This window comes from Paenibacillus sp. FSL L8-0663, from assembly GCF_038008125.1.
GTDB lineage: Bacteria > Bacillota > Bacilli > Paenibacillales > Paenibacillaceae > Paenibacillus > Paenibacillus polymyxa_D.
The window spans coordinates 5,521,712-5,548,437 of record NZ_JBBOYM010000001.1 but is presented as its reverse complement, the minus strand read 5'-3'; the positions used below and the strand labels follow the sequence as shown (position 1 = coordinate 5,548,437).

Below are 26,726 nucleotides of genomic sequence, written 5' to 3'. Positions count from 1 at the left end.
AAAAAATAGGCGAGTGTCATCATTTAGTCACAATAAAAGCCTCATCCAACAGCCGGATAAGGCGCAAGTCTATGCTATATAAACAACTGCATATCGGATTCGAGCGCATCTTTTAGATACGTTTTGGCCTCGATAATTTCCAGTTCAGGTATAAATTCTTCCGGTTTAAAACCCATAATATCCACCGATAGCTTACAGGCATAAAATTTGACGTTTTTCTTCCGGGCACCTTTTAGGAAGTGGATCAGCTTTGGGGCTTCATTGTCTTCCAACATTTCCGTTAGCATCAGTTTGCCCAGACCACTAAAATTCATATGGGACAGCGGTAAGGATTCAGGCCCTTTGGGCGTCATCAAGTCCATGAGTTTCTCGTAAATCGTCTTATCCTCAAGCGTCATCTTCTCGGGATCACGAACCAGTGATAATCCCCAGAACGCAAAAAACATCGTCACATCCACATCCAATTCCCGCGCTGTATTTGCCAGAATCAGTCCAGCCATTGCCTTATCATAATCGCCGCTGAACATAAGCAGATTCATCCTTTTATCCACAATTCCCGCCTCCATTACCAACAGATATATTCAGTATGGATTTGGAAATGAAAACTATGCATGGTTCACTGTGTTGTCTGAAGCCGCAAATTTTTCTCACGGCACACTCGACAACTCAGCAAAAGATATCCTGTCTACAATATCAAAACCGTTTCCCTGTCCTCTTGGCTTCACAACTACAGTACCCAAGTTCGGAATCTCGCCCAAACCAATGCCTTGAGGGAAACTGTGAGCAATGATAACTTTGTTGGTCCCAGAAGGTGGAACTTTCTCTAACACAGAAGTCAGTTCGGCTAATGTACTTTCCTTCTCTGCTGCGGTTACATCACCACTTAGATTGTAAATTCTAACCCAGAAGGGATCTACATGAACATTTTCTGCTCCAAAAGCTAATTCTGCCGTTTCCCTTGTTCGACAAAAGGGACTTGCTATAACTGGGGTTTGAATGGGGATTTGTAAGCTCTTTATCCTTTCCCCAAAAAGTAAGGCTTGTCTTTTACCTTCCTCGGAAAGATTCCTTTGGAGTGAGCAATCGCCTAAGACGAGATTAGGTTGATCTTCTCCTAGCGTTGCTTCACCGTGCCTAACGAACAGAATGTATCCACCCTGACGAAGAGAACTTAGTAACTCTGGTTTAACTGGTCTAGCTTCCGCTGTATTTATAGCTGCTCCCACGATTTGTATCGGAGTCATAAGAAGTAAAGAAAGCATGCATGCATAAACTAACCTTTTCATCTTCGCATCTCTCCCCCTAAGAATACAATTTTGAGATATAGTATATGTATTGAGGGAAGAAAAAAACGGGGAATAGTATAAGTTACTGTTTCCATAGGCTAGGCGGTTGTAACCCTCTAACATTGAGTTTTTTACTATTTAACAATATGCTTCCAATCCTTTTCTGCGCTTTTTCTGCAGTTCCCTACCCAAAACATGACGCTACTTATGCAACGGTTCGCCGTTACCAATGTCATATCTACAAACCGTCCCATTCTGTATAATCTCAAGGGGAATTCAAGACACAAGCCTGAGATCGGGAGGATCATGAGAAAGTGAGTATAGAGAACAAATATAAAGCACTTGAACTGGAAAAGCCGGGCATCTACGAGCTGGAGGGACTGGAAGTCGGGGTCACCTCTAATTGCAACTTCAAGTGTGATTACTGCTGCGCATATCAGCGGAACGATGGGCAATGCATTAGCAGCAAAGAGGTCATTGATATTATTGATGACATTCCAACGTTAAAACGTGTGCGACTGTCCGGGGGAGAAGTGACCCTGAAGTATGAGGATTGTCTGGGCATTGTGGCTCACTGTTCGAGCAAAGGAATCGCTACCCAGCTCAACACCAATGCCAGCTTGCTCAGCCCTGAACGAATTGAGAAACTGCGTGATGCAGGTCTTTCCAACATTCATATCTCCTTCAACTTCACGGATGCTGATAAATATGCAGCATATTATCATGTTCATCCTCGCATGTATGAGAAAATTGTTCAAAATATCCGGTTATGTACCGAGGCCAAGCTGGAAACGGTGTTGGAGACGTTGCTGTTTGCGGAGACACAAAACAACATGCCAGCTATTAGCGAAATGGTATATGATCTCGGTGTGCGCATCCATGAAATCCAAAACAGCATTGTGATGGATCATACCAACTGGAACGCTATTTCCACCAAGGAAGCGCTCGTCCGTTCCGTTCATGACCTGATTGCACATAAAAAAGATGATACTGTATTGTATTTCACCTGTATGGACCGTTTCGCAGAAGCACTGGGTTTCAAGGAACAGCCGGGTGTGTATTTTTCCAATTGTGTTGATGGTAAAAAACAGCTCCATCTGCACGGGAACGGGGACATTCTGATCTGTGAGCTATGCCATCCTGTGGTCATCGGCAATATTTATGATGGAACATCCTTAAAGGATATTTACAAAAATAAACCGAAGCAGCTTCAGGAGTTTCTCGACAAACTGCCTTGTCCTGCATATGATGCGCTTTTTCCTGTAGGAAGCAAGTAGACATGATTTGAAATTGTGAAACTAAAGCATCTACCACCCTAACAGTCAGGGTGGTAGATATCCTTCATGTAACTCCATGAATCCTTTATCAATGATTTTAATGAAAGGGTTTACATGTTAAAATATAAAAATATAATTCTCTTATGAAAGAAGGAGTAGATATGAAATATAGAAATGTAGGCAACAGTGGTCTTAAAATTAGTGAAATCGGCTTGGGGAGCTGGTTGACGTACGGTACAGCCGCCGAGCAGGAAGCAACTCATACCTGTATTGCCAAAGCCTTTGAACTCGGGATTAATTTCTTTGATACCGCGAACGCGTATAACCGGGGAGAAGGCGAAAAGGCTATGGGAGCTGCCTTGAAGTCTTATCGAAGAGATAGCTATGTATTATCTACTAAGGTGTACTTCCCTATGGATTCCGGTCCCAATGACAGGGGACTGTCACGCAAGCACATTATGGAGCAATGTGAAGCGAGTCTGAAGCGTCTGGGTACGGATTATATCGACATGTACTTTTGTCATCGTTATGATCCGGACACTCCTTTAGAAGAGACGCTGCGAGCGCTCGATGACCTTCAGGCTCAGGGTAAGATTCTGTACGCTGCTGTCAGCGAATGGAGTGCTGCCCAGCTCATGGATGCTTATGGGATTGGAAAAAGGCTGAATCTGCGCCCGCTGATTGCCAATCAGCCGATCTATAATATGTTCGAACGTTACATCGAGCATGAGGTACTTCCGGTATCCGGGCAGGTAGGCATCGGCCAAATTGTATTTTCGCCTCTGGCCCAAGGGGTCCTCACGGGGAAATACAAGCCTGGACAACCTTTACCGACGGGTAGCCGCGGGGCTGATGCCTCTGTCAATAATGTCATCAGCAGTTACATGAACGATACCGTTCTGAACTGTGTCCAGGAGCTGGATAAGCTGGCGAAGAATTTGGGTGTTACCCTGTCACAGCTCGCGCTTGCTTGGATTCTGAGAGAACCGGGTATCAGCGCTGCACTTATTGGGGCTACTAAACCGGCACAAATTGAGGAAAATGTAAAAGCAGTCGAAGTGACGCTGCAACCGGAGACATGCGCGGAAATTGAGCGGATTCTTAAGCAAGCAGAGAGTTTTGAACCTTTGCGTTAAGCATTCACACGAGCCTCTGTAGAGGCGAACCATTAACTAGCTCCAAGTATGGCATAAATTCCTGAACCCACACTAAATACAATCCCGCTCACTAGAACGAGGATTTGCTTCTTACTGAGATCCAACGGATCAAAAAAGATGGGTAATAGCCATTTTAGGGTGATGACAGACCATAAGCCCTCCAGTAACCCTAGCATCAACACCTTTTGTCCCCAGTGAAACTTCATTTGCGGTGTTAGCGGACCTGCTAGCATCAAATCACCTGAGGCACGGATATTCCAGAAAACGATAACCATGAATACAACAAGGGTTAACAATGTGGACATAATATAGGCGATATCTTTTTTAGCCTTTTTCGTAAGTTTCGGCGATTTTTTAAACTCAGGCAAGCCAATCAGGAAAAAAACGATTCCCATAAAAATAGCTGCGCCTATAAAGGAACCGAGTATGATATTGGCCACGATGCCGATGCCATTGATGATTAATAATAAAATAAGCTCTCCCCCTTTGGGGTTACGATGATAGTTATTTTATTGTACATGTAGGAACGAAAATGCTCAAATATTTGGAAAAGCCCCAGCACTTTCGCCTGGGGCTTTTTTGCTTTTTGCCGATTATAATGCTGATTTAATGACCTTTTTATAATACAGGATGGATAGTATCCCAAAAATGGAATATAAGGCGGTGTACAGCACCATAACGATAATCATAGGCATCCAAATTTCGGTTCCAAACAAGAACCAGCCGGATTGGACGGCGAAATAGCTATGTGATAGGCCAATCACTAATGGAATGCCGAAGTTAAAGAGCTGTTTTATTTTAATGCCTCGAAGCAGGTCACTTTGGGTGAACCCTAACTTTCTTAACACCGTATAATTGGCTTTTTCATCTTCGCTCTCATCCATTTGCTTAAAGTAAAGGATACAGCCTGATGTAATGAGAAAGGTGAGTCCCAAAAAGCCAACTACAAACATGATCACTCCCATGTTCCGCTTCTGATTGCTGCTCATTTCAAGGCGGGATGTTTGTTGATCATTAAAATTCGCAGCTGCAAAGAGACGATTGGCTTCTTCAATCTGTTCTGCATTTATCATATCAATTCCAATATATAAGGATGATTTCTTTTGAATCTCAGGATTTACATCTTTCTTTAACCGCTCAAAGATGGTTTCGTCTACAATGACAGTGGGTACTCCCCCGGCTGCAAAATAGTAGGGAATGACATAATCCTTTTTTAGACCCACATATTGTTGAGGTATGACTTCTGTTTTCCCCTTCAAATCCAAGGGGCCAAAGTCTTTCAAGGACATGAATTTCTGTAACATATCATTATAGCCCGTTAAAACCGTTTGGCCTGGAGTTACATCCGTACCCTCCACAGATTGGTCGCTTACGACAGGCAGTGTCATGGAATCCGTACCATCATTTAATTGTTCCATAGGAGTCTCCATAATTTGCGCTGTCTTCACACTGACTTGAATCACTTCAATTTTCTTTTCACGATACTTTATATCATGCTCATGAAGTAACGCTTTGAATTTCTCCGCATCCGGTACATTCGTCATGGCAAAATGGGAAGGTACATTGTCCTCAGCTGCTTGATCCGCAGAATAATAGGCGATATAGCTTAAGGAAAGTAAACCGATGGCAAGTGCTGATACTGTCGTAATAATGGTCAACAACAAAGCATTGGACTTCATGCGGAACATAATGGATGAGAGAGATAGCACCTCATTAATGTTCAAATAGCCGCCTTTACTCTTTCTGATGATATTGGAAATAAAGCGGATAGATCCTTTATAAAAAAGGAGTGTTCCGATGATGACAGTGCCCAAAATAAACACCATAGCCATAAACAATTCATTTATGGATGTAAAGTCTCCACCAAATAATTTGGAGGAAACATAGTAACCTAAAGCGATGAGAGAGATGCCAATGATCCCGATGATCATCTCAAAGATCGATATTTTCTTGATTTTCCCTTCGGTGGTTGAGGTCACTCTGAACAAGGACAAAATACTTTGTCTTTTGATAAAAGAATAATTCATGAGCATGATCAGCAGGTAGATGACAACAAAAACGATGAGTGTTTGAGTCAGTGCTTGGTTAGAGAAATATAGAGTGGCAATGGCTTCGACGCCCGTCGTCTTAAATAAAATCATAATCACTAATTTGGAAAAGGAGAATCCAACCCCAATCCCAATGAAGAGGGAACTAAAGTATAAAATTAGGTTTTCAGCACTCAGGATGCGAAAAATTTTACTTTTAGTCATTCCGATCAATTGAAATAGGCCAATTTCTTTGCTTCGTCTTTTTATAAAAATATTATTGGCATACATAAGAAAAATGCAGACAATAGCGACCAGTAAAATGGAAGCTGCCCGTATGGAAGCGGCACCTTTAACAGACCCCTTCACTTCGTCCATGGAGGGATCGTACTGTAGTGTGACAAAAGCGAAATAGAGTGCAACACTGAAAATGAGGGCAAAAACATAAAGGTAATAATTTTTCAGGTTTTTTTTCAAATTTTTTAGAATGAGCAGGTTAATGTTCATATTGGACCCCGCCTAAGACCCCTTGGGTTTTCATGATATCCTGGAAGAAGCTTTGTCTTTCCTGCTCGCCTTTGTGAAGCTGCGTATACATTTGCCCATCCTTAATAAAAATAACCCGACTGCAATGGCTGGCAGCGACAGGATCATGCGTGACCATAATAATGGTTGCTTTGCGTTTTTGGTTCAACTGGCCCAGCTTGTTTAATAAATCGGAAGCCGACTTGGAATCCAGTGCACCCGTAGGTTCATCGGCAAAAATAATACTGGGCTCATGAATAAACGCTCTGGCCGCTGATGTACGCTGTTTCTGTCCACCCGAAATTTCATTGGGATACTTATCTTTCAACTCATAAATCCCCAATTCTGTAGCCACTTCCTGAAATCTTCGGTTGGCTTCTTTCTTAGGCGTTTTGGTGATGGATAACGGTAAGAGGATGTTCTCCTTCACCGTTAGCGTATCCAGCAGATTATACTCCTGAAAAATAAAGCCTAAATGCTCTTTTCGAAATTCAGCCAGTTGCTTTTCTTTCATTTTCGTCATTTCGATATCATTGATTCTAATGGAACCTTGGCTCACTTTATCAATAGAGGAAAGAACATTCAGCAATGTGGTTTTACCTGAACCGGAGGCTCCCATAATACTGACAAATTCCCCTTCTTCAATAAGGATATCTATTCCCTTCAAAACCTCCTGCATATTGAACTTATTACCGTAACTTTTACGGATTTTATGAGCTTCTAAAATGTTCACTTCGATGCACTCCTTATTGTTCTTGTAGCCTTATTATAAAAATAGAGCCGATGTTTTTCCTTTGATTGGGCGAACAATACATAAAAGCATGTGACATCTCTGTCACATGCTTACCACACTCACGAAATCATTTCGTTTGGGAAAAATTAAAGTGAAGGTTGTACCTACGTTCGGTTTGGAGTGCACATCTATATGTATGAGCAAGGTTTGTGCTGCCTTTTTCGTTAAATATAACCCCATACCCGTTGAAGTGTGATCAGAATGTTGGGTTGTGGAGGTAAAACCTTTCTCGAAGATACGCGGTATATCCTTCGGATCAATACCGCGTCCAAAGTCTTGAACCTCAAGCTGTATTCGATCCCTTTGTTCATAGCTGTGAATGATAATATCACTGGCATCGCTATATTTGATGGCATTGGTTAAGAGCTGTCTGATGATAAAAGCCAGCCATTTGGCATCACTCAGCACTTCCATGTGCTCAAGTTGGATGTCAAAACCGATCCCCTTTTGGATGCACCATGACTGTAATGCTTTGATCTCTTTAAAAACCAGAGATTTTAAATCCACTTGCTCGACATACAGATCATTTTCAATAAAAGATATTCGTTTGTGATGGAGCTGCTGATCCAGCAGTAAGTGAATTCGTAGCCATTCATAGGTTAACTGAGCTTTTAGGGACTTGTCGTCCAACCGCTCAATCATCAAATGCATGGTGGTCAAAGGTGTTTTTACCTCATGAATCCAGGATAATAGTTCATCTTTTTCATGTTCAAGTGTCAATTGATTTTGCGAGATGATCTGTTGTAACCGTTCGTTCTGGCCCGTGATTTTTTGTTCAATGATTTGCTCAAACGGACTCTCCGGTTCGCCTATACCCGTTAGTTCAAGAGAACTCTCCCATTTTTCTAGTGTGGTATAGAACTTGGTTTCCTTGGGATAACGAATGATTAAAAAAACCAAGAAAATCATCATAGATAAGAAGACGATATAAAGAATCGGCATTAACGGAATTGCTGCATCCACATAAGCAATGAACAGGATCAGGAATTGCTGACACACAAACAGTAGAATCCAGCTCCGCCTCTCTATAAGGTATTTTTTAATCATAGGCAGGTGCCTCTTCTGTAGCCATGTAGCCTTGCCCGACTTTCGTTTCAATGAAACGGCCCAAATCCAGCTCGTCCAATTTTTTGCGCAGGCGGTTCAAGTTGACGGTCAGGGTATTGTCGCTGACAAAACGTTCATCATCCCAGAGGCTTTTAATTAATTCCTCACGTGCAACAATTTTATTTTTTTGTTCGATCAGCAGCTTCAAAATAAAAATCTCGTTCTTGGTTAATTCGATGGAGCCAGTCTCATTGGCTACTACATTTTTTTCATAGTCGACCGTTGCGCCACACCATGTTTTAAGGGAGACAGGTTCTGTATTGTAATTATATACGCGGCGGAGTGTCGCCTGTAATTTGGCAATGAGTACATCAAAATGAAACGGTTTTTGGATAAAATCATCCGCTCCAAGCTGCATCGACATCACCATATCCGTAGGATGATCCCGTGAAGATAAGAAGAGGATGGGGACGTTAGAGTGGGATCGAATCATTCGACACCAATGAAACCCATCAAATTTCGGCAATTGAATATCTATCACGACCAGATCAGGCTTTATCGTTGTGAATTCCTGAATGACTTTATTAAAGTCCTGGATGCCATACACATCATAGTTCCATTGAGTTAACCGATCCTTCATTTCATGGAACAAAGTTTCATCATCTTCAATTAATAAGATTTTGAACAACGAATTCACCACTTTATATTTTTTTCAGGATTTTGCAAATTCCTCTTTTATAAAGTGTATAGCAAAAATTGTGTATATGCTACATGTGTGAATTCCACTTGATATTGCGATAATCTGCTGTTAATAGTTGAGGTTTATAGTGGGATTTAGATTGACTATCTCATATATATATTAAAGGATGGATGCAATGATGGGGATTCACACGTATTTTCGGTCGCTAAATGAGCTGGAAAGAATCATCCGTTGTCCGGGTAAGTTTAAATTCGAGGAACACAGCGTATCGGCACATTCTTGGAAAGTCGTACAATACGCCAAAACGCTGGCTGATATTGAAGAGAGAAATGGTGTCCGTATTGACTGGAAAAAGCTATACGAGATTACGAGCAGTCACGATTACGGGGAGATTTTTATTGGAGACATCAAAACGCCAGTTAAGCACTCCTCTAAGGAACTACGATTATTAATCCAACAGGTCGAAGAGGGTATGATTGAGTATTTTATTGAAGAGAATATTCCCGAGGATTTTAAGGCTATTTTTCGCAAACAGCTAAGGGAAGGTAAAGATGATTCTGTAGAAGGTTTAATCCTTGAAGTTGCGGACAAGATGGATCAGGTATACGAAGCATTTGCAGAACTTCAGCGGGGAAATACGGAAAAAGAATTTATAGTCATGTACCGTAATGCACTTGTAAAAATCAAGAATATTCAATTACACTGCGTTGAGTATTTTTTGGAAAATATCCTGCCCGATATGGTCAAGGAAGAAACGCCTTCATCCATTGATATCAAGAAGATTACGGAAGAGGCTTTAGCTCTGTAAGTGAATCTCCCTACCGTCCAGAAGCTACCGACCGCTTCTGTTCATACATAATAATTCTCGTTTCAAAACGAGACAATGCTTGACTTCAAGTTAACTTTAAGTAGTAACATACGGAATGTGACGTGGTGCTTAGGAAATACGATGACTATTCTGACAATTTAGGAGTGATAGAAATTGAAAAAGAAACAACTGGGTAACAGTGACCTTCAAGTATCTGCACTGGGTCTGGGCTGCATGGGAATGTCCGAATATTACGGTGAGTTGAATGAGCAGGAGTCGATCAAAACACTTCATCGTGCGCTGGAGCTAGGGATAAACTTTTGGGATACTGCCGATGTCTATGGTGTGGGGGAAAATGAAAAACTGATTAGCCAAGTCCTGCGGAGCCGCCGCGACGAAGTCGTATTAGCCACTAAATTTTCCATTATGCGTGGGGAAGATGGCGCATTTATGGGTGTAAGTGGCCGTCCCGAATACGTAAAAGAGGCATGTGATCGCAGCCTGCAAAGACTGGGTGTAGATGTGATTGATCTGTACTACCAGCATCGTGTTGATCCGAATGTGCCTATCGAGGAAACAGTTGGTGCGATGAGTGACTTGGTTCAAGCGGGAAAAGTCCGCTATTTGGGGCTGTCCGAAGCTTCTCCTGGGCTCATTCGACGCGCTCACAAGGTACATCCGATTACAGCGCTGCAAACGGAATACTCCTTATGGAGCCGAGAAGCAGAAGATGAAGTTATACCGGCGTGTAAGGAACTAGGCATCGAGTTTGTGGCCTACAGTCCACTTGGACGCGGCTTTTTGAGCGGACAAATTCAGAAGTTTGATGATTTTGCAGAAGATGATTTCCGTCGCTCTGTGCCACGTTTTCAACCTGAGAATTTCCAGAAAAATCTGGATCTCGTGCAGCATGTTAAGGACCTTGCCGCCCAAAAAGGGGTCAAACCTTCTCAACTGGCGTTGGCATGGCTGCTTGCGCAAGAGGGAATTGTACCGATTCCAGGAACCAAGCGGGTTAGTTATTTAGAGGAAAATGCAGGATCCGTCGATGTTGTTTTATCCGCACAGGAAATGGAAGCTATTAACGCAATTATTCCAAAAGGAATGGCAGCGGGTCTTCGTTATCCTGCAGAACGGATGCCGAATTGGCAAGCCGAATAATTAAGATAACATGTTAATCCCAAAAGCCGCCCTTAACGCGTATCGACGTGAAAGGCGGCTTTGTGGGTTTACATATACTGCTAAGGATGTGCTTTTAAAATTCCCAAGGGACGTCCTACGGTCAGGAATGTACGACCGAAGTGAGCGTCCTATCTTTATAAAACAGGGGCTTGCAATGCAGTATTGATATTTTGTAGATCCATCGTAAGCTGCTCTTTTACGTTCCATGGGTGATACCAGCCACGTTCGATCATGTATGTTGAAATCTGCTCATGCATATCAATAGCCTCATCCAGTTGCTTCGTAAGAATTGCCTTAATTTCTGGAGTTCCCGCTTCTGTTACGGCCATAGCGTAATTTCTCACACCGCTTTTGGCCGCGTTCAGAAAATCGGCTGCAATGACTTGGTCCGTTAAGGTATGCAGTCCGGTCAAATGCTCCAACAGTGTATTCATGGCTTAACCTCCTGTGAGATGGCTTGATCTAAGAGGGTACCGAGTTCTTGTAATTGGCGGGTCGATAAGTCAACATCCTGCTGTAATATAGCTTTGAGAGTTGGATCAGAGATTAATGCTTGCATGGTTTTAGACTTGGTAAGACACACTGTTTTGAACGCTGACAATTCATGGACTTCAAGTGTTTCGTGCAGGCCATACACCATATGACGTTTACCTCCAATGCTCCAATATATAGTTAAGGTTTAAGTACAACTTTGATGCAATTGTCCTGTCTGGTATCAAAAATTTCATATCCACGTTTGGCGTCGCTTAACGGAATGACGTGTGTAACAACGTCTCCTGGGTCCACCTTTCCTGTATCAATCAGCTCATACATATATGGCATATAGTGAATAACGGGAGCCTGTCCCGTACGTAAATTAACATTTCGCTGAAAAATGTCTCCCAAAGGAAAACCGTTATATCGTCCGCCGTAGACTCCGGTAACTTGAATGGTGCCACCTTTGCGCACAGCCTGTGTAGCTATGACTAGTCCTCCTAAAGCTCCGCCGTGAAGCTTGAGACCGGAAGCGAGAGATTCCAGCGGAGACATTTTACCGCTCATGCCGGAGCAGTCAATAACTACGTCTGCGCCTCCTTTGGTTATCTCTTTGAGGTAGTTGCCGACGTTTTCTTGCGATTCTACATTAACAATTTCCACATGATTTGTACGCTTCGCATGTTGCAGACGATAATCCAGGTAGTCTGCCGCAATGACTCGTTTTGCCCCTTTGAACCAGGCGAACTTCTGGGCTAGCAGACCTACCGGTCCACAGCCAATAACAATGACAGTATCCCCCTTCTTTACTCCGGCATTATCGACGCTCCAAAATGCAGTAGTCATGGCATCAGCAATCAGGCAAAGCTTCTCGTCAGGATGTTCACAACTCTCCGGAATTTTGAAGTGAGTGAAGTTGGCAAAAGGCACACGTAAATATTCAGCTTGTCCACCCGGATATCCACCAGTTGTTCCTGAATAGCCGAAAAAACCGCCCATTTCTCCATGCTCATTAGAATGATCACATTGACTTTCCAATTGGTTTTTACAATAAAAGCATTCACCGCACGCTATGTTGAACGGAATGATCACGCGGTCTCCCTTTTTTAAGTTGGTTACGCCGCTGCCAACTTCCTCTACAACCCCCATCGGCTCATGACCAATTACATAATCTTCCTGTAGATTCGGAATCATTCCATGAATGAGATGCAGATCTGAACCACAAATAGCGGTTGTCGTCAGTCTGACAATCGCATCGTCGGCTTTTTGAATACTTGGGTCCGGAACCTCTTTAACCACAACGTTTTTGATACCTTGGTAGGTCACTGCTTTCATGCCTGGTTTCCTCCCATATGTTCGTCCGGCGTGCGATCAAACATACCCTTGCGGGTGGTATCGTCTGGGAACAGTTTCATTTTACTGATGTCCACCGTCTTGTTGGCTGATAGTTGATCCAATTGATACTGCTTTTGCAGATCATAGGGATGAAACCATTTTTTTCGTACCATAAGATCAGTAATTTCCTGATGAAGAGCGATGCCTTGATGCAGTTGATTGCGCAACAGAGTTCTGGCATCTGGAGAGACGGTTTCCGTCAAGGCTACGGCTGTATTTCGAACTCCTTCCTTGACGCGAATCAGAAAATCCATCGCTAAGGTCGTGTCTGCCATTTCTGGCATGTTTAATGAGTTTTTTGGATCCACATAATCCATTTTAGCGGACTGGGTCTGATCTAATGTCACATCATTCACCTCAATTTAAGATTGGTGTTGGTCGGAATTCTGGAACAGGTGCCTGAAACGGTGCTTTAACATACAATGCTTGCAAATCGGCAATAGCTTGTATAGATTGCTGAACATCTTTTTCCATTAAATCCTTTAGCTCTTGATCGAATACCAAGCCCTGCATTAATTTGGACTTGGCTAAGCATAACGTTTTAAAATTAAGCGCTTCGTGGATTTCTAAGGACTCATGCGCCGCTAATGTAGACTGTTGGTTTATCATCGGATCACCTTTCTCTTATGTTTCTCAAAGGTATGTTATCCAGCCTAACTAGGTTTATTCGAAAGGATCGTGCTATTCGGCTTCAACCTTGCCAAGTGCTTTTTTGGCCGGTCCTTCAATGACTTCGCCTTGATATGAAAAGCGAGAGCCATGACAAGGGCAATCCCATGTTCTTTCCGCTTCATTCCACTCGACTTCGCAACCCATATGGGTGCATGTCGTGTCCACTAGGTGCAATGCTCCTTGTGGGTCTCGGTATGCGCCTGCTCTTTTGCCGTTTACCCGGATGACCGACCCTTCGTCGTGTTCCAGTTCTTCGGCTTTTTTGTAGCTGATGTCTAACTTTCCAGCAATCAAATGTTTAGCCACATTTGCATTTTGAGTTACAAATGTTTTAATGTCGGGGTCCATATGAAACCTTGAAGGGGAGAAAAGATCCTGGTAGGGGCTTTCCTCTCTGGTAATCAGATTCGTATTTAATAAGGCTGCCGCTACACTTGTGGTCATCCCCCATTTTCTATAACCCGTAGCAACGAGGATGTTAGAGGTGTTGGATAGTTCCTGCCCAATATAAGGGAGCTTGTCTAGCGTATACAAGTCTTGGGCCGACCAGCGATAAACGATCTCCTTTAATCCAAATGTTTGCTCCGCGAACTTTTGTAAAGCTTCATAGTACTGGAAAGTACAGATTCCTTGTCCTGTTTTGTGACCTTCCCCACCGACGATAACCATTGGTTCTCCGTTTACCATTACGGAGCGAAGTGAACGTTTTGGGGTTTCTGCACTTAGATACATACCACCTGGATAGATTTTATCGGTTTTGACCGCGAGTACATAAGACCGCTCGGCATGCAATCGCGCAAAATAAAGACCGTTGGGATCATTGAATGGAAAATGTGAGGAGGATACGACATGGTTGCAGGTAATTTTCTTTCCGTCGCTGGTTGTAATGATGGCAGGGTTTCCTTTTTCCACATCTACAACGGTGGTTTGCTCATAAATTTCCCCGCCCTGACGGATGACTTGGTTTGCCAAATATCTTAAGAAAGGTACAGGATTAAACTGGGCCTGGTTTTTCATCTTAATAGCTGCTTTAGTTGAAAACGGCAGAGGCGTTTGTTCGACATAACTTCCCGGGATGCCAAGTTGCTCGTAAGCTTTATATTCGTCGTCGATTTTTCCAACGTACGTATCTTCGCATGTATAAACGTAGGCATCTTCTTCTGTAAATTGACAATCAATATTAAATTCTTCTACCGTTTGTTTGATAAATTGAAGAGCGTTGTGGTTGGCTTCGTAATAGAGCCGGGTTTTTTCCTTGCCAAAATGGGAAATAAACTCGCTGTAGATCAAATCATGCTGTGCGGTAATTTTGGCGGTAGTATGACCGGTTGTCCCATGAAGTATCCGCCCTGCGTCGACGACGGCGACGTTTAATCCTTTTTTAGAAAGTAAATAAGCAGTGGTAATACCGGTAATCCCCGCACCTACAATGGCAACATCCACCTGAATATCCTCACTAAGTTTGGGGAAGTTAGGGATGTCAGTGGAAGCTAACCAATACGATTCGGGAAATTGCGGAAATGCGATACGAGATTTGCCTTGTGTCATTTTTACAAAAACCCCTTTGTATACAATTTATGTATATTGTTATCATTGTGGGGTTTTATATTCACTAAACGACTCTCTTTAGTATTTTTTTGATACAGGAGGGAGTGATGGAAAAGAAACAAAGCCGTCCTTAACGCGGATCGGCGCGAAAGGAGGCTTTGTGGGTTTAAATATGCAGCTAAGGACGTGGTTTAAAAATACCGAAAGGACGTCCTACGGGCAGAAATGTTCGGCCAAAATGTGCATTCAGAACGGCAGCTCCTGTACCGTACAGCGAGAGTAGACCAATGCCCATTTCAGCATAAGCGGCGATGGTATGGAACACCTCTGGGGCAACGCCGAATGCATCGAAGCTAAGGCCGAGGAATAGAAAATCAATCAACACAAAAATAAAAAATAGGACCTTGTGCGTCTCCATGGCTCCAATGGTCATGAAGAGCGTGAAGATGAGATAGCCGGCAAAGGCAAAGCCGAGCTGTTTGCCATCTACAGCAGATGCCAGCTCTGAGCCGAATACGCCCATTTTAATCATCCAGCTACTAGCTACGGCTAACCAGAAGAAGGCGTAAGCACCAAATGCCGTCATGCCAAAGGTATTGTTATGCTTTGCATCCTGAATGCAGGCAAACAGCTGTGCAAAGGCACCAAGGAAAATAGCCCAAGGGATAATAAAGCTCAAGCCTTCAGTGAGACCAAGCTTTTGGGATGAAGCTACAAGTGTTACAATAGCCAAGCCAAACAGGCCGATCGCACTCGGATCGGCCGTTATGATTTTTACGTTAGCATGAGATTCATTTTGCATGAAAAAATAGAAGCCTCCAATAATATTCAAATACGCGTCAATCTGCCGATGCCAGAATCACACTGACATATTGTAACGGAAACCGGCGTGCTCGCATAGTAGGGAATTCATAGATTTTCTATCTATTACGGTTGCCTGTATTAACGTTATTACGACCACCCTCGATACTGACTGAGGTAAAAGGAATACTTTCAGCTAGCTTTAATCCTGTTTTCAGCTTGACCGGGTACAATCAAGGCAATTTTCCCGGAGAGGATGCATAACTAATGAAAACGAAAAAGACCGTTTGGATTCCGGCAATCATCGCAGTTACGGTAGCAGCTCTGCTCGTCATCTACTATTACTACATGCCTTCGGTTTCCGGGGGCGGACCTGGCCTGCGACCGCCGGGAGGAGAGGTAAGCAATGTGGCAGGGCACATGGGCGGACGTCCCGGTGAAAAAGGAGGTGAAGGCAACGGGGAATTATTCAAGACTTTGGGTACTATCTCCGTGTTCCTTGGGGCTGCGACCTTCTCTTGGTTCTGGTTTAAGAAGAAGTTGAGATCGCCATCGATGTTGGTTAGAAAGACTGGGAAATTGTTACACTCCATGCATAAACTGCTGGGTTGGGCGACCTTGATCCTGATTGCCGCTCATGGTATTTATTTTTTGATAACCAAGCTTCAAGATAACAAAACCTATACCGGGATTGCGGGATTTGTCATTCTGCTGGCGATCGCCGGGTATGGCTTCTTCATTAACAAAGTTCGTAACAAGTGGATGCGGACCGTACACCGTTCGCTCGGATTGCTTTGGGTTCCCGTGTTGCTGCTACATGCTGGCGGATCGGCGATTATGGCGGTCATCGCCAGCCTTGCAGTGGGGGTACTTGTCTGGGTACTGGAAAGAATCGTTGAGAAAACGACGAAGCCTGTTCCAGGGGACACTCCCTGATTATCTTGAATGGTGTTACCGCAGGATTTGTGATAATATTTACACCTATATAGAATGAGGAAGTGACATAGTGATTAATATAACAATTCCAACTCCGGATATCACGATTACCAAACAGGTTAACCCTGAGCTCAGCCATATTTACGGGTTTACCGACTTTCACCTGATCCCTAGAGATAAGGCTGGCGTCTTTATGTTCTACAATGCGCAGGAGGAATTGCTGTTCGTTGGTAAAGCGAGAAAGTTAAGACCAAGAATCAAAAAGCATTTTGAAGATAACGTATCGCCGATCAAGGACAAGCGGAATGAGGTTGCGATTATCGAGGTTTGTATTGTAGAAGATGCGGTAGAGCGAGAAATTTATGAAACCTACATTATCAATTCACAAAAGGCTAAATATAACGTTGAAAAAGTATTTTTTAAGTAATGGAGTAACTTCCGCATGAAAAAAAGAGCAATAAGTCGCAGTGACTGTACTGCCCTTATTGCTTTTTTGTATTTCTGCATTTTAGATCCTTCCAGAGAGGGGCCATGGTATGAACAAAACAGATCGTTTGCTAGCAATCTTGCTAGAGTTACAGCGTAAGGATATTTTACGAGCCGAGGATTTGGCGGCTATATTCGAAACGAGTGTGAGAACCATCTATCGGGATATTCAGGCTCTAAGCGAATCGGGCGTACCGATTGTAGGAGCACCGGGCATTGGATATTCCTTGATGGAGGGGTATTTCCTGCCCCCAGTGAGCTTTACTGCAGAAGAGGCTGTGGCGTTGCTAATCGGGACGGATTTTATCGAACAAAAATTTGATACAGACTACGGTATCAAGGCGCAAACCTCCCGCAGGAAGATTGAAGCCATTTTACCAGAGAGCGTCCGCAGGGAAGTTTCCCGGGTGCGTACAACCATGAGATTGCTCGCTGTGGGTGAAGGGGCAAACCATAGAGAGAAAACCTACTTGGAAACGCTGCGTCTTGCTGTATTGGAAAAACGAATGGTACGGTTTGGTTACTCCAAAAGAATGCCAGAGGCTGACGGGAATCGTCAAAGTGTGCGTGTGGTCGCTCCCTATGGTCTGGTATTGCTTCGTGGTTCGTGGGTATTAATCGGGCAATGTGAATTGCGGCAGCAGCTTCGCCATTTCCGTCTGTCACGTATGGACGAGCTTATGGTACTGGAGGACAGGTTTCATTTGCCTGTCGATTTTCATTTGCAGGATTATAAGCAAACCGATGACCGTCATGTGACTGTTCGCATACTAGCACGCTCCGATATCGCAGATAAGGTGAAGGAAGCGAACAACTTTTATATGGAGGCTATAGAGGAGCGTGCAGATGGATTGCATATACTTTTCCGCGTTAGACAGCCGGACGAATTACTGCAATGGATACTTGGATGGGGCGCGGATATGGTTGTGCTGGAGCCTGAGTCGCTCCGGGAGCGGATACGTGCGGAAGTGGAAAAAATGTTGAAATGCTACTGACATAATGCTGTCAGTAGCATTTTTGTATAGTAAAGCTACTTTAATAGAGAGGGGCAGTCACTAATATATGAATACAACCGAAACATTGCAGCGTTTTGAAGAAACGGCACAACACTATCTTCTTGAATTGGACAGCTTTAGCTTGGAGCAATTGCAGTACACACCGCAGGAGGACCAATGGTCGCTTGGACAAATGTATCTTCATTTGGTGAACTCTGCTCTGTATATGCACCTGAAGAACATTGATGTTTGTCTACAGCCTAATGGGGAGACAGGGGTTAAAACGGAGGCGGGTACGGCCGTTTTTAATCTAGGAGGGTTTCCGCCCATACGTATCCAAGTTCCACCATCTCCGCAGTATACTCCCCCACAACCGACGAGCAAAGAAGAAATTGTGGAGGGTTTAAATGCTGTGATCCGTAAAATGAGAGAGATTGAGCCGATCGTTGGGAAATCAACAGGGCTTTCTACCGTCTCTCATCCCAGATTCGGCGCGTTGAATGCTGGAGAGTGGTTTTCGCTCATCGAGATGCATTATCGTCATCATCTTTTGCAGAAGGAGCGCTTGAAGCACGCAATAGCCGATTAATCGTCTCCCGGCGTAGCCCGATAAACTGGCCGATTTCCTCCTGCGTCAGCACGTCCGTTAACGTGGCGGGTGCGATGTAGGAGTGGAACCAGCGTTGAAGCTTCCGAAGCTTTTCGGCAGGTGACACCTCGGTGAGCTGGTCAATTCGTTGCTGCATCATGCGCAACTTATCCTGTAGCTGTAAAGCGATAGCCCGACATTGAGTCGGGTCTTGCTCCAGCGCCTGATACCATTCTTTTTGTGACAGAACCTCAACCTCAGAGGTTACCAGCGCGACTGCTGTACCATAATAAGGATTGGGGCTGATCAGGGAGTGGTGCGGGATGATTTCATCGGGCACAATCACATTAACTAAAATTTGCGAGCCGTCTTCATGGACTCGGACAATTTTTAACAAGCCGCTCTTGAGGTGATATAAAGGGCCAGATTCTCCTTGTCGAAATAAGGTCTCACCTTTGTGTAACATCATGAACGTAATAACCTCCATTCCATGTATTCCAGCTTTTTAGATGAACCCGCCATTGACGCGGATTGTCTGCCCGGTAACCCACTGTGATTTGGCGCTGACCAGAAACTCAATCACATCAGCGATATCTTCCGGTTCGCCGAGCCGACCCATAGCATTCATTTTTTTCATGCCTTCGATTTGCTGCTCGGTTTTTCCAGCTTGGAAAAGCTCGGTGTTCACAGGACCGGGAGCCACGGCGTTGATCGTAATTTGTTTGCTTCCGAATTCCTTGGCTAGCTGACGGGTAAATTGCTCCACTGCGCCCTTGGTACCTGCGTATACGCTATAGGTCGGGAACATTTGTCCGATCACGGATGTAGACAGGTTCACGATTCTTCCGTAGTTCTCCATATATTTCATGGCTTGCTGACAGGCAAAGAAGGTGCCCTTTACATTCAGTGCGAATTGTTTGTCAAAATCAGCTTCGGTTACCTCAGCCAGAGGTTGGGTGATCATCAGCCCAGCGTTGTTAACCAGAATATCCACTTTACCGAATTCAGCAATCGTATTTGTAAATAATGCTTCAATATCACTCATTTTGCCCAGATCAGCGTGAAGTGCTATGGCTTTGCCGCCTTTTTGAATAATCCTCTCCACGACTTTTTGAGCTTTGTCCGGACTGCTGGCATAATTGATGACTACATTAGCGCCCAGATCAGCCAGTTGCTCGGCAATGGCACGTCCAATTCCTCTAGAGGACCCGGTGATAATTGCTGTTTTTCCGTCCAAATGCTTCATATGTGTTTGGACCTTCCTTCCATATCTATTTTAAGTGATTCCTTTTTCTAAAAGCATCCACACATCCGAAAACTCCCGATTAATCACGGGATTCTTCCATTCGTAAGCATGAGCGGGATGATGAAAACGGGCTGTGGCATAGAAAAGGGTACGCGCCAGTTGGGCTGGCTGATCCGATGTGATGTCTCCGCGTATAATGATATCAGCGAGCTGATCCACAATGTGGGCGATATGCTGGTCGATTAAATCAGCCGCTTGCTCGGTGACCCTCGTATACATCTCAAACATTTCCTCGTCGTCGCGGGCATAATACTGCTTAAGTTCGACCAAGGTCTGTATATATCGTTTTAAATGTGGCGTTCCCAGTATAGATGAATTCTGACAGACCTCCGTTAATGGGCCGATAATCTTTTCATTCAGCCATTTTTCGGTCACACCTTCAAGAAGCTCGGCTTTACTTTTAAAGTGTCGGTAAATGGTGCCATGACTTACTCCCAATACTTTGGCAACATCGGTCACGGAGGTTTTGGCTATACCAAAACGCCTAAGTGTGTCTTCTGTAGCGATAAGAATCTGTTCCTTGGTTAGCACATCTGAGGATTTTTCCATAGGGACACGGTCAAGTGCCGTGTGAGTCACCTCCTTAAAGTCAGGATAACATAAAGGGTATCAAATGACAAATATACGTTTTTGTCATTTGATACCCTTTTTTTAAAGAATCCAAAGAAGTGAACAGAAATACTACAATAACGAATCGATGACGGGATCAATGGCCCAGGGCTCCGTTGTTACTTCAAATCTCCCTTGCACATGGCCATCGCGATCGACCAAGAATTTAGAAAAATTCCACTTGATACCGTCGCCAGCGTATATATCCGGATACTTATCCCGCAGGAAATCCTCCATCCATTGACCGTCTTTGGTCTGGATATCGAAGCCTTGAAACGGTGCCTGTTGGGTCAGATATTGAAATAAAGGATGAAGAGATAAGCCTCTTACATCCGTCTTCTCAAATAGTGGGAAGGTTACTCCATGGTTAATTTGGCAAATTCCCTGAACCTCCGAATTGCTACCCGGCTCTTTTTTATTGAATTGGTTACAAGGAAATGCAAGGATTTCAAAACCTTGTTCCCTCCGTTTTTCGTAGAGCTTTTGCAGATCAGTGAATTGACTGGAGAAGCTACACATGCTGGCAGTGTTTACAATAAGGAGAATCTTACCTCTATAGTCTGAGAGTTCAATCGGTTCCCCATTAATTGAGGTTGCTTGAAAATCATAAATAGACATGTTAACGTTCCTCCTCACGTTATTTTTTAATACATCATATATCCAGAATTGTTATTGGTCTAATATATTATTGGAATCAACCTTATAGGTATTTGCAATAATCTTGTCATGTAAAGACACATTGTCCATCTCTCTCTTGAAACCAAAGAAGACTCGACTTGAGAAAGTGGGAGATTTGCCTCTTCATAGCAAACTGTGGCATTCGCCGTTACCAAGATAGAATATAGATGCATATTCATGTAGTGTGTGCAAAAACCCAACAGAATCGAGGGATATTCGTGCCCATTGGAAAGATGATTCAATACAAGGAAATGCGACAACATCCCATTTTACGTACTCACTTGCCCGAAACCCGCTGGATCAGTAATGCAAGGACTTTACGGATGCTGGATACCTATCGCACAGTCTTCATCAAGCCTAATTATGGGAGTGGAGGGACTGGCATCATACGTGCGAAAAAGCTGGGGAGGAAATATGAGGTTCGTTGTGGCTCCAGTCGAAGAATCGTTAGATCCCACGCTGTAAGAAGAGCAGTTAGAACCTATCGGAGACCTCATCGCCGTTATTTGGTACAGCAAGGACTTAAGTTAGCTAAGTACAAAGGTTCGATTTTTGATGCCAGAGTGTATATGCAGAAGCCGGAATCGGAATGGGTCATTTCAGGAATAACCGGCCGTGTCGCTGCACCTCGAAAAGTCGTTACCAACTATCGGAAGGGAGGACATGCGGCGCCGTTGTCCAAAGTGCTTTTAAGGGTCTTTAAAAATGACAGAACAAAAATGAAAGAGATTCTGGACCAGGTCACCGAGCTTTCTAGAATCATTGCCGACACGATAGATAAAAATCATCCGGTTCGCGAGTTGGGCATCGATCTTGCTATTGAGAAGAGCGGCCAAATTTGGATTATCGAGGCCAATCCGCATCCCGGACATATGTTGTTCAGGCAGCTCCCCAATCACAAGATGATTCGCAACATCTTGAGAAACAAACGTCGTATACATCATTAGGATAAAGTTTGTGAAATCATTCATGGATAAGAAAAGGAGGAGAACGCCCAAGCCAAGGTGCGGGAGCGTTCTCCGTTTTTTTTGGTAAATGACTGACAGATTTAGGACGAAGCTTTTATGTTAAAATGTGTCCGCCATCCACATGAAGGACTGTTCCGGTCACAAACTGATTTTGAATCAAATAAAGTACGCCTCGTGCAACATCCTCCGCAAGTCCAACTCGCTTCACAGGGAGCTTATGCGCGACCGTATCATAGAATTGATTGCGTGTATTTTCAGGCATTTTGCTACGGGAAGGTGTGTCAATAATGCCGGGTGAGACGACATTCACGCGGATGGGAGCAAGCTCTAACGCCAAGGTTTGACCAAGATTCGCAACGGCTGCATTCACAGCACCGAGCGCAGAGGAGCCGATCATCGGCTTGTAAGCCACCACTCCTGAAAATAAGGTAATGGAACCCTCGGCTGAGAGTTGGGAAGCCCCGTATTTAGCTGCATAATACTGTCCCCAAAATTTGTTTTCGAATAGCTTGCGGGCTTGATCTGTCTCCGACTGAAGGAATGACCCACCTGATGTTTCTGCCGCGCTAACGATAAGATGATCATAGGGGCCGACTTTTTCGAAGAAAGATTTTACCTGCTGCTCATCTGACGTGTCCAGCACATGTATTACAGCACGAGGGCCCAGCATTTCCTTGGCCTTGTGCAATTTATCCTCCGAGCGGCTGGCGATTACCACTTCCGCTCCAAGCGAAATGACTTGCTTAGCTGTTTCTAAACCAATACCTGAGCTTCCACCAATAATGACAATCTTTTGGTTTTGCAAATGGATTCCCTCCTAGTATTCATCTGGATTTGTTAATCATGTAATACGGCTTGTAGATGTGTATCAAGATCAGCAATAAATTTGGGTATATTTGGATTTTTAATAACATCGTAGCATGCAAAGCTTTTCAAGGGCTTCATACCGAGAAATGTATGCGCAGAATGCAAATGACGGAGTGCAGCTTCTAGACTAGCCCCATTAAAAAATTGAGTTGGATCATTAAAGGCTTTTTCCGGAGCATTCCAAGTTGTGGAGAACATATATTTCTTGTCGGTTAATAAACCTCCGCTCCCATATTCATGAGCACCCGTGAAGAATATACCGTAAGCATAGACTTCATCCATATAAGTCTTTAATAATCCAGGAACGCTGAACCAGTAGATGGGGGTTTGGTAAATGACTACATCCGCCCATAAAAATTTTTCTTGTTCTTCGCTGAGGGTATAGCCGTCTTGAACAGACGTTATTTTGATTTTGTTCTCTTCACTTAAGAGACGCACCATATTGTCTATCAATGTTTGGTTCAATTTCCCTTCAGACGAATCATATTTTTGATGACCGTTAATGATTAGTATATTTTTCATCTCTTCACCTCCTTGTATTAGAGAAAACGTTAGTTGCTACAGCGATATTGTATATGTAGTAGGTTTATTTAGGGAAGTAGTGATATTTAATTCATATAGTTTCCCTAAAGAAACTATTGTGATATCATTGGATTTAACAGATAATTTTTGGGGGAGTTCCTATGCACGACCAAGAACCTATTGAATTGACCAAAGGAATACCCGGCAAGCCGTGCCCTATTGCCCAAACACTTGATTTGATCGGAACGAAATGGACTTTTTTAATCATCCGTGACCTGCTTATCGAAGGAACACTGAGATTCAGCCAACTTCAGAAGTCCATGAAGGGGATTAGTCCCAAAACGCTTTCCCTACGCCTGAAAGAGCTTGAAGATAACGGTCTGTTAGAGAGAAAGGTATATGCCGAGGTTCCCCCGCGTGTTGAATATTCGTTAACGGAAAAAGGGAAGCGACTTGAAGGTGTTTTTATTGAGCTGAAGAGATTTGGCTTAGATTTAAAAGCAGATCGTTGAGGGATATGAACTGCAACATTCCAAGGTATCGTTGAGCTGAACGATGCCTATTTCTTATATTCTAAAAAAGAAAACGTTTGCCAAAAAGTTCACAGAAAGTTCACTTATGTGGAGGTTTCGACTATTTATATAATTACCAAGGTACACAGAAGGGATGATGGAATTGCCAACGACGAAGAAAGAAGATTTTTACTTTGGTTTCATGATGTGCTTGGGGATGGTCGTATTCATGACATTTTATAATCTATATACAAATGACTTGATTGGCACAATCTCTCTAAAAGTAATGGTTTTTCAATTTATTTTATGTTTTATCATTGCTTTCGTATTGGAACTATTTATTGTCGGTCCATTAGCAAAGAAAATAGCCTTCTCATTACCATACGATAAATCCAAAAAGGTATTTGTGATTCTGTCCCTTTCATGCTGTATGGTCATTGGAATGGTTCTCTGTATGTCACTTTATGGATTGGGGACAGCTTACTTTTTTAATGGTCTTTCGGGAGATTCATTATTTAAAAATTACTTATCTTTAGTTTTTAATAATTTTATTTTTGCTTTCCCTCTGCAGCTCTTAATTGTAGGGCCGCTTGTTCGGTACTTATTTGCTAAATTCGTGAAAGGTACACGAATTGCGGTATCTTTAAGCTAAAACGTAGTTTAACGACGGTATACGATAGCTCAAAAGCCGCCTTCTGTCTGAGAAGGCGGCTTGTTTTTACTCAGAATTCCCAGTATCTTTACAGCGTTTGTCCGCTGTCTACCGTAATAATCTGGCCTGTCATGGCTTCCTGTTCCAAAGCAGAGCAGATCATGCTGGCGATATCTTCGGGCGTGGAAATGCGCTGTAGGAGTAAATGAGGAGCCAATGTTTTCATTTGCTCTTCCCTGCCTGACCACCATCTTGTCGCTACAGCTCCCGGCACGATGCAATTGACGCGAATATCCGGCGCAAGTGCCCGTGCTAAAGATTTGGTCAGCCCGTGGACGGCCGCTTTGGATACCGCATAGGGAAGCGAAGAACCTAGCCCTGTTTGCCCTGCTATACTTCCCAGATTGACGATAGCTCCTTGTTTACTACGCTTCATAAAAGGAGCTACGGCTCTGGCACAGTAAAACATGCCTTTTACATTTACATCAAATAGATCATCCCATACCTCTTCCGTGGCTGCCTCCAGATCATCCATCGGAATGTGATGTGTAATGCTAGCGTTATTCACGAGTATATTAATCGTACCGAATTGCTGGACAATCTGGTCAACCATAGTTCGAACTTCCTGATCTCGGGAAACATCTGCCTGTAATGCGATAGCACGTCCGCCCTTTTCAAGGATCATACGTACAGTTTCCTCTGCATCGTTTTTAGAGCGGGAATAGTTTACGACTACCGTAGCTTTTCGATCTGCCAAGGCCATACACACGGCTCTCCCAATTCCTGTACCTCCACCTGTAACCAATGCTACTTTTTGATGTAAATCCATGTAAATTCGCTCCTTCTCCATCCAGTTCATTTGCGTCTGAAAAATAATAAGATCTGATATGTATCATTGTAGAGGAGGTATTGTATTCTGTATAATTGAATTAAATGAATTTACAATTCAATAAAATTGAATCAATTGTTTATACAGGAGTCTGATAATGGACATTAAAACACTCAAAACATTTCAAATGATTGTGAATTACGGAAGTTTTATGCGTGCAGCGGAAGAGTTGAATTATGCACAATCTACCGTGACGATGCAAATACAGAAGCTGGAGTCCGATATGGGAATTCAACTGATCGAACGGGGCAAGAAAATAAAGTTAACTGAAGCGGGCAGGATGTTTTACGAGCAAAGTCTACATATTGTAAAGGATATGGAGCAATTGCAGGAAAATATGGACAATCTGCAAAGAGGGACCGCAGGCGACATTCGTATAGGAGTGACCGAACCGACTGCCAGTTATCGACTACCAGGAATTCTAAAGCGTTTCTTAACCCATTATCCGAACATTCGGGTTTCTGTTGAGTTTGGAAATACCCCTACCTTAAGCGAGCGTATTCTCAAGGGGGATATTGACTTAGCGCTGTGTTCCACACCAGATTTGGGCACAGAGCTATATTTTGAGCCTTTATTTAGGGAGAAATTTGTAGTTTTAATGCCTGAAAATCACTCGCTTGCGGAAAAAGAAAACATTGGGCCGGAGGATTTACAGGGGCAGCGGTTGCTTATTACGTCGGCTACCTGTCCCTATCGTCGCAAACTTGAAATGGTCATGAAGGAATATGGAATAACCACGTTAAATACGATGGAAATTGGCAGCATGACGGCTCTGAAATTTTATGTGGAAAGCGATTTAGGGATTGCACTTGTGCCACAAATTCTGGTCAGTTCTGTCCCGGCAGGAACAACGGTGAGGGAATTAAGCGGCAGCCTGATTGATATGACCTTCGGACTTCTCTGCAAAGCAACAGACTATCCGCTAAAGTCGACAGGTTCAAGGCTATATTCTGTGTTGAAGCAGGAGCTTGGGGGATTGCATGCGACCATTAAGCTAGAGTAACGAGTATCAGGGAATTGTGTTT

General features: G+C 43.5%; 33 protein-coding genes. 12 read left to right on the top strand and 21 right to left on the bottom strand.

Annotated features, from left to right (window positions below; genetic code table 11):
- Window positions 1-74 precede the first annotated feature (74 nt).
- The gene (locus MKY75_RS24630) at window positions 75-551 is read right to left on the bottom strand and encodes a DsrE/DsrF/DrsH-like family protein (protein WP_029518856.1); all 477 of its coding nucleotides are present in this window, start codon (window positions 549-551) and stop codon (window positions 75-77) included.
- 96 nt (window positions 552-647) lie between these two features.
- On the bottom strand, window positions 648-1,286 hold the full coding sequence (locus MKY75_RS24625) for a histidine phosphatase family protein (RefSeq protein ID WP_340886888.1): 639 nt from the start codon (window positions 1,284-1,286) through the stop codon (window positions 648-650).
- 314 nt (window positions 1,287-1,600) lie between these two features.
- Here MKY75_RS24625 and MKY75_RS24620 point away from each other — a divergent pair, with 314 nt between their 5' ends.
- On the top strand, window positions 1,601-2,563 hold the full coding sequence (locus MKY75_RS24620) for a radical SAM protein (protein ID WP_340886886.1): 963 nt from the start codon (window positions 1,601-1,603) through the stop codon (window positions 2,561-2,563).
- A 161-nt stretch (window positions 2,564-2,724) separates the two neighbouring features.
- Complete coding sequence (locus MKY75_RS24615) at window positions 2,725-3,699, top strand: aldo/keto reductase family protein (RefSeq protein WP_340886883.1); 975 nt, start codon at window positions 2,725-2,727, stop codon at window positions 3,697-3,699.
- Window positions 3,700-3,731: 32 nt separating this feature from the next.
- On the opposite strand, the gene MKY75_RS24610 is transcribed toward MKY75_RS24615, so the two are convergent.
- The 5 genes from MKY75_RS24610 to MKY75_RS24590 form a co-directional block, all read right to left on the bottom strand.
- Window positions 3,732-4,160, bottom strand: coding sequence for a hypothetical protein (locus MKY75_RS24610; protein ID WP_340886881.1), 429 nt, complete (start codon window positions 4,158-4,160; stop codon window positions 3,732-3,734).
- Between the two features lie 153 nt (window positions 4,161-4,313).
- Window positions 4,314-6,254: an ABC transporter permease gene (locus tag MKY75_RS24605; protein ID WP_029518851.1), complete on the bottom strand. Its 1,941-nt coding sequence runs from the start codon at window positions 6,252-6,254 to the stop codon at window positions 4,314-4,316.
- Window positions 6,244-7,005, bottom strand: a complete 762-nt coding sequence (locus tag MKY75_RS24600) for an ABC transporter ATP-binding protein (protein ID WP_069012292.1) — start codon at window positions 7,003-7,005, stop codon at window positions 6,244-6,246. The genes MKY75_RS24605 and MKY75_RS24600 overlap by 11 nt, the downstream gene beginning before the upstream one ends.
- A gap of 102 nt (window positions 7,006-7,107) precedes the next feature.
- Window positions 7,108-8,112: a sensor histidine kinase gene (locus tag MKY75_RS24595; RefSeq protein ID WP_029518849.1), complete on the bottom strand. Its 1,005-nt coding sequence runs from the start codon at window positions 8,110-8,112 to the stop codon at window positions 7,108-7,110.
- Window positions 8,105-8,800, bottom strand: coding sequence for a response regulator transcription factor (locus tag MKY75_RS24590; RefSeq protein ID WP_029518848.1), 696 nt, complete (start codon window positions 8,798-8,800; stop codon window positions 8,105-8,107). Before MKY75_RS24590 ends, MKY75_RS24595 begins: the two co-directional genes overlap by 8 nt.
- 190 nt (window positions 8,801-8,990) lie before the next feature.
- Here MKY75_RS24590 and MKY75_RS24585 point away from each other — a divergent pair, with 190 nt between their 5' ends.
- Window positions 8,991-9,620: a YfbR-like 5'-deoxynucleotidase gene (locus MKY75_RS24585; protein ID WP_029518847.1), complete on the top strand. Its 630-nt coding sequence runs from the start codon at window positions 8,991-8,993 to the stop codon at window positions 9,618-9,620.
- Window positions 9,621-9,794: 174 nt separating this feature from the next.
- The gene (locus MKY75_RS24580) at window positions 9,795-10,781 is read left to right on the top strand and encodes an aldo/keto reductase (protein WP_340886879.1); all 987 of its coding nucleotides are present in this window, start codon (window positions 9,795-9,797) and stop codon (window positions 10,779-10,781) included.
- Between the two features lie 155 nt (window positions 10,782-10,936).
- Here MKY75_RS24580 and MKY75_RS24575 read toward each other — a convergent pair whose 3' ends face one another.
- The 7 genes from MKY75_RS24575 to MKY75_RS24545 all read right to left on the bottom strand — a co-directional run bounded on the left by MKY75_RS24575 (window position 10,937) and on the right by MKY75_RS24545 (window position 15,693).
- Window positions 10,937-11,236, bottom strand: coding sequence for a spore coat protein (locus MKY75_RS24575; protein WP_029518845.1), 300 nt, complete (start codon window positions 11,234-11,236; stop codon window positions 10,937-10,939).
- Complete coding sequence (locus MKY75_RS24570) at window positions 11,233-11,442, bottom strand: hypothetical protein (protein WP_029518844.1); 210 nt, start codon at window positions 11,440-11,442, stop codon at window positions 11,233-11,235. The genes MKY75_RS24575 and MKY75_RS24570 overlap by 4 nt, the downstream gene beginning before the upstream one ends.
- A gap of 32 nt (window positions 11,443-11,474) precedes the next feature.
- A complete protein-coding gene (locus MKY75_RS24565; protein ID WP_029518843.1) occupies window positions 11,475-12,611 on the bottom strand; it encodes a zinc-dependent alcohol dehydrogenase in 1,137 nt (378 codons plus the stop codon).
- Window positions 12,608-12,988, bottom strand: a complete 381-nt coding sequence (locus MKY75_RS24560) for a spore coat protein (RefSeq protein ID WP_039272188.1) — start codon at window positions 12,986-12,988, stop codon at window positions 12,608-12,610. The genes MKY75_RS24565 and MKY75_RS24560 overlap by 4 nt, the downstream gene beginning before the upstream one ends.
- Window positions 12,989-13,028: 40 nt before the next feature.
- On the bottom strand, window positions 13,029-13,280 hold the full coding sequence (locus MKY75_RS24555; protein ID WP_039271973.1) for a hypothetical protein: 252 nt from the start codon (window positions 13,278-13,280) through the stop codon (window positions 13,029-13,031).
- A 72-nt stretch (window positions 13,281-13,352) separates the two neighbouring features.
- A complete protein-coding gene (locus MKY75_RS24550) occupies window positions 13,353-14,891 on the bottom strand; it encodes an FAD-dependent oxidoreductase (protein WP_165145585.1) in 1,539 nt (512 codons plus the stop codon).
- A 178-nt stretch (window positions 14,892-15,069) separates the two neighbouring features.
- Window positions 15,070-15,693 carry an acetate uptake transporter gene (locus MKY75_RS24545; RefSeq protein WP_274483251.1) on the bottom strand — a complete coding sequence of 208 codons (624 nt, stop codon included), beginning with the start codon at window positions 15,691-15,693 and terminating at the stop codon, window positions 15,070-15,072.
- A 266-nt stretch (window positions 15,694-15,959) separates the two neighbouring features.
- Between MKY75_RS24545 and MKY75_RS24540 the strand changes: the two genes are divergently transcribed.
- The 4 genes from MKY75_RS24540 (at window position 15,960) to MKY75_RS24525 (ending at window position 18,698) form a co-directional block, all read left to right on the top strand.
- Entirely contained in the window at window positions 15,960-16,628 is a 669-nt protein-coding gene (locus MKY75_RS24540) for a hypothetical protein (protein ID WP_340886876.1), read from the top strand.
- Window positions 16,629-16,698: 70 nt separating this feature from the next.
- Window positions 16,699-17,055, top strand: a complete 357-nt coding sequence (locus MKY75_RS24535) for a nucleotide excision repair endonuclease (protein ID WP_039271971.1) — start codon at window positions 16,699-16,701, stop codon at window positions 17,053-17,055.
- A 109-nt stretch (window positions 17,056-17,164) separates the two neighbouring features.
- Complete coding sequence (locus MKY75_RS24530) at window positions 17,165-18,109, top strand: helix-turn-helix transcriptional regulator (protein WP_340886874.1); 945 nt, start codon at window positions 17,165-17,167, stop codon at window positions 18,107-18,109.
- 67 nt (window positions 18,110-18,176) lie between these two features.
- Window positions 18,177-18,698, top strand: coding sequence for a DinB family protein (locus MKY75_RS24525; protein ID WP_080658672.1), 522 nt, complete (start codon window positions 18,177-18,179; stop codon window positions 18,696-18,698).
- Here the strand turns inward: MKY75_RS24525 and MKY75_RS24520 are convergent.
- From MKY75_RS24520 to MKY75_RS24505, 4 genes are all read right to left on the bottom strand, one after another.
- The gene (locus MKY75_RS24520; protein ID WP_029518835.1) at window positions 18,631-19,167 is read right to left on the bottom strand and encodes a Crp/Fnr family transcriptional regulator; all 537 of its coding nucleotides are present in this window, start codon (window positions 19,165-19,167) and stop codon (window positions 18,631-18,633) included. The genes MKY75_RS24525 and MKY75_RS24520 overlap by 68 nt on opposite strands.
- A 36-nt stretch (window positions 19,168-19,203) precedes the next feature.
- On the bottom strand, window positions 19,204-19,944 hold the full coding sequence (locus tag MKY75_RS24515; protein ID WP_029518834.1) for an SDR family oxidoreductase: 741 nt from the start codon (window positions 19,942-19,944) through the stop codon (window positions 19,204-19,206).
- A 30-nt stretch (window positions 19,945-19,974) separates the two neighbouring features.
- On the bottom strand, window positions 19,975-20,553 hold the full coding sequence (locus MKY75_RS24510; RefSeq protein ID WP_029518833.1) for a TetR/AcrR family transcriptional regulator: 579 nt from the start codon (window positions 20,551-20,553) through the stop codon (window positions 19,975-19,977).
- 132 nt (window positions 20,554-20,685) lie between these two features.
- The gene (locus tag MKY75_RS24505; RefSeq protein ID WP_340886872.1) at window positions 20,686-21,231 is read right to left on the bottom strand and encodes a glutathione peroxidase; all 546 of its coding nucleotides are present in this window, start codon (window positions 21,229-21,231) and stop codon (window positions 20,686-20,688) included.
- A gap of 278 nt (window positions 21,232-21,509) precedes the next feature.
- Here MKY75_RS24505 and MKY75_RS24500 point away from each other — a divergent pair, with 278 nt between their 5' ends.
- Window positions 21,510-22,238, top strand: coding sequence for a YheC/YheD family protein (locus MKY75_RS24500; protein WP_340886869.1), 729 nt, complete (start codon window positions 21,510-21,512; stop codon window positions 22,236-22,238).
- A 115-nt stretch (window positions 22,239-22,353) separates the two neighbouring features.
- Here the strand turns inward: MKY75_RS24500 and MKY75_RS24495 are convergent, their stop codons facing one another.
- Window positions 22,354-23,064 (bottom strand): SDR family oxidoreductase, encoded by a 711-nt coding sequence (locus MKY75_RS24495; protein ID WP_340886868.1) that lies wholly within the window; start codon window positions 23,062-23,064, stop codon window positions 22,354-22,356.
- Window positions 23,065-23,096: 32 nt separating this feature from the next.
- Window positions 23,097-23,648, bottom strand: a complete 552-nt coding sequence (locus tag MKY75_RS24490; protein ID WP_069012287.1) for an NAD(P)H-dependent oxidoreductase — start codon at window positions 23,646-23,648, stop codon at window positions 23,097-23,099.
- 161 nt (window positions 23,649-23,809) lie between these two features.
- On the opposite strand from MKY75_RS24490, the gene MKY75_RS24485 reads away from it, so the two are divergent.
- Both MKY75_RS24485 and MKY75_RS24480 read left to right on the top strand, forming a co-directional pair.
- On the top strand, window positions 23,810-24,160 hold the full coding sequence (locus MKY75_RS24485; RefSeq protein ID WP_340886866.1) for a winged helix-turn-helix transcriptional regulator: 351 nt from the start codon (window positions 23,810-23,812) through the stop codon (window positions 24,158-24,160).
- A 163-nt stretch (window positions 24,161-24,323) separates the two neighbouring features.
- Entirely contained in the window at window positions 24,324-24,812 is a 489-nt protein-coding gene (locus MKY75_RS24480) for a hypothetical protein (protein ID WP_340887124.1), read from the top strand.
- A gap of 88 nt (window positions 24,813-24,900) precedes the next feature.
- On the opposite strand, the gene MKY75_RS24475 is transcribed toward MKY75_RS24480, so the two are convergent.
- Window positions 24,901-25,641 (bottom strand): SDR family NAD(P)-dependent oxidoreductase, encoded by a 741-nt coding sequence (locus MKY75_RS24475; protein WP_029518825.1) that lies wholly within the window; start codon window positions 25,639-25,641, stop codon window positions 24,901-24,903.
- Between the two features lie 157 nt (window positions 25,642-25,798).
- On the opposite strand from MKY75_RS24475, the gene MKY75_RS24470 reads away from it, so the two are divergent.
- A complete protein-coding gene (locus MKY75_RS24470) occupies window positions 25,799-26,704 on the top strand; it encodes a LysR family transcriptional regulator (protein ID WP_069012286.1) in 906 nt (301 codons plus the stop codon).
- The last annotated feature ends 22 nt before the right edge of the window (window positions 26,705-26,726 follow it).

Coding starts and splice junctions, on each gene's coding strand:
- MKY75_RS24550 (WP_165145585.1), bottom strand. CDS start 14,891: ATGACACAAGGCAAATCTCGTATCGCATTTCCGCAATTTCCCGAATCG.
- MKY75_RS24530 (WP_340886874.1), top strand. CDS start 17,165: ATGAACAAAACAGATCGTTTGCTAGCAATCTTGCTAGAGTTACAGCGT.
- MKY75_RS24585 (WP_029518847.1), top strand. CDS start 8,991: ATGGGGATTCACACGTATTTTCGGTCGCTAAATGAGCTGGAAAGAATC.
- MKY75_RS24505 (WP_340886872.1), bottom strand. CDS start 21,231: ATGTCTATTTATGATTTTCAAGCAACCTCAATTAATGGGGAACCGATT.
- MKY75_RS24540 (WP_340886876.1), top strand. CDS start 15,960: ATGAAAACGAAAAAGACCGTTTGGATTCCGGCAATCATCGCAGTTACG.
- MKY75_RS24555 (WP_039271973.1), bottom strand. CDS start 13,280: ATGATAAACCAACAGTCTACATTAGCGGCGCATGAGTCCTTAGAAATC.
- MKY75_RS24605 (WP_029518851.1), bottom strand. CDS start 6,254: ATGAACATTAACCTGCTCATTCTAAAAAATTTGAAAAAAAACCTGAAA.
- MKY75_RS24520 (WP_029518835.1), bottom strand. CDS start 19,167: ATGATGTTACACAAAGGTGAGACCTTATTTCGACAAGGAGAATCTGGC.
- MKY75_RS24470 (WP_069012286.1), top strand. CDS start 25,799: ATGGACATTAAAACACTCAAAACATTTCAAATGATTGTGAATTACGGA.
- MKY75_RS24625 (WP_340886888.1), bottom strand. CDS start 1,286: ATGAAAAGGTTAGTTTATGCATGCATGCTTTCTTTACTTCTTATGACT.
- MKY75_RS24560 (WP_039272188.1), bottom strand. CDS start 12,988: ATGGATTATGTGGATCCAAAAAACTCATTAAACATGCCAGAAATGGCA.
- MKY75_RS24485 (WP_340886866.1), top strand. CDS start 23,810: ATGCACGACCAAGAACCTATTGAATTGACCAAAGGAATACCCGGCAAG.
- MKY75_RS24490 (WP_069012287.1), bottom strand. CDS start 23,648: ATGAAAAATATACTAATCATTAACGGTCATCAAAAATATGATTCGTCT.
- MKY75_RS24510 (WP_029518833.1), bottom strand. CDS start 20,553: ATGGAAAAATCCTCAGATGTGCTAACCAAGGAACAGATTCTTATCGCT.
- MKY75_RS24615 (WP_340886883.1), top strand. CDS start 2,725: ATGAAATATAGAAATGTAGGCAACAGTGGTCTTAAAATTAGTGAAATC.
- MKY75_RS24545 (WP_274483251.1), bottom strand. CDS start 15,693: ATGCAAAATGAATCTCATGCTAACGTAAAAATCATAACGGCCGATCCG.
- MKY75_RS24515 (WP_029518834.1), bottom strand. CDS start 19,944: ATGAAGCATTTGGACGGAAAAACAGCAATTATCACCGGGTCCTCTAGA.
- MKY75_RS24575 (WP_029518845.1), bottom strand. CDS start 11,236: ATGAATACACTGTTGGAGCATTTGACCGGACTGCATACCTTAACGGAC.
- MKY75_RS24565 (WP_029518843.1), bottom strand. CDS start 12,611: ATGAAAGCAGTGACCTACCAAGGTATCAAAAACGTTGTGGTTAAAGAG.
- MKY75_RS24475 (WP_029518825.1), bottom strand. CDS start 25,641: ATGGATTTACATCAAAAAGTAGCATTGGTTACAGGTGGAGGTACAGGA.
- MKY75_RS24525 (WP_080658672.1), top strand. CDS start 18,177: ATGAATACAACCGAAACATTGCAGCGTTTTGAAGAAACGGCACAACAC.
- MKY75_RS24595 (WP_029518849.1), bottom strand. CDS start 8,112: ATGATTAAAAAATACCTTATAGAGAGGCGGAGCTGGATTCTACTGTTT.
- MKY75_RS24570 (WP_029518844.1), bottom strand. CDS start 11,442: ATGGTGTATGGCCTGCACGAAACACTTGAAGTCCATGAATTGTCAGCG.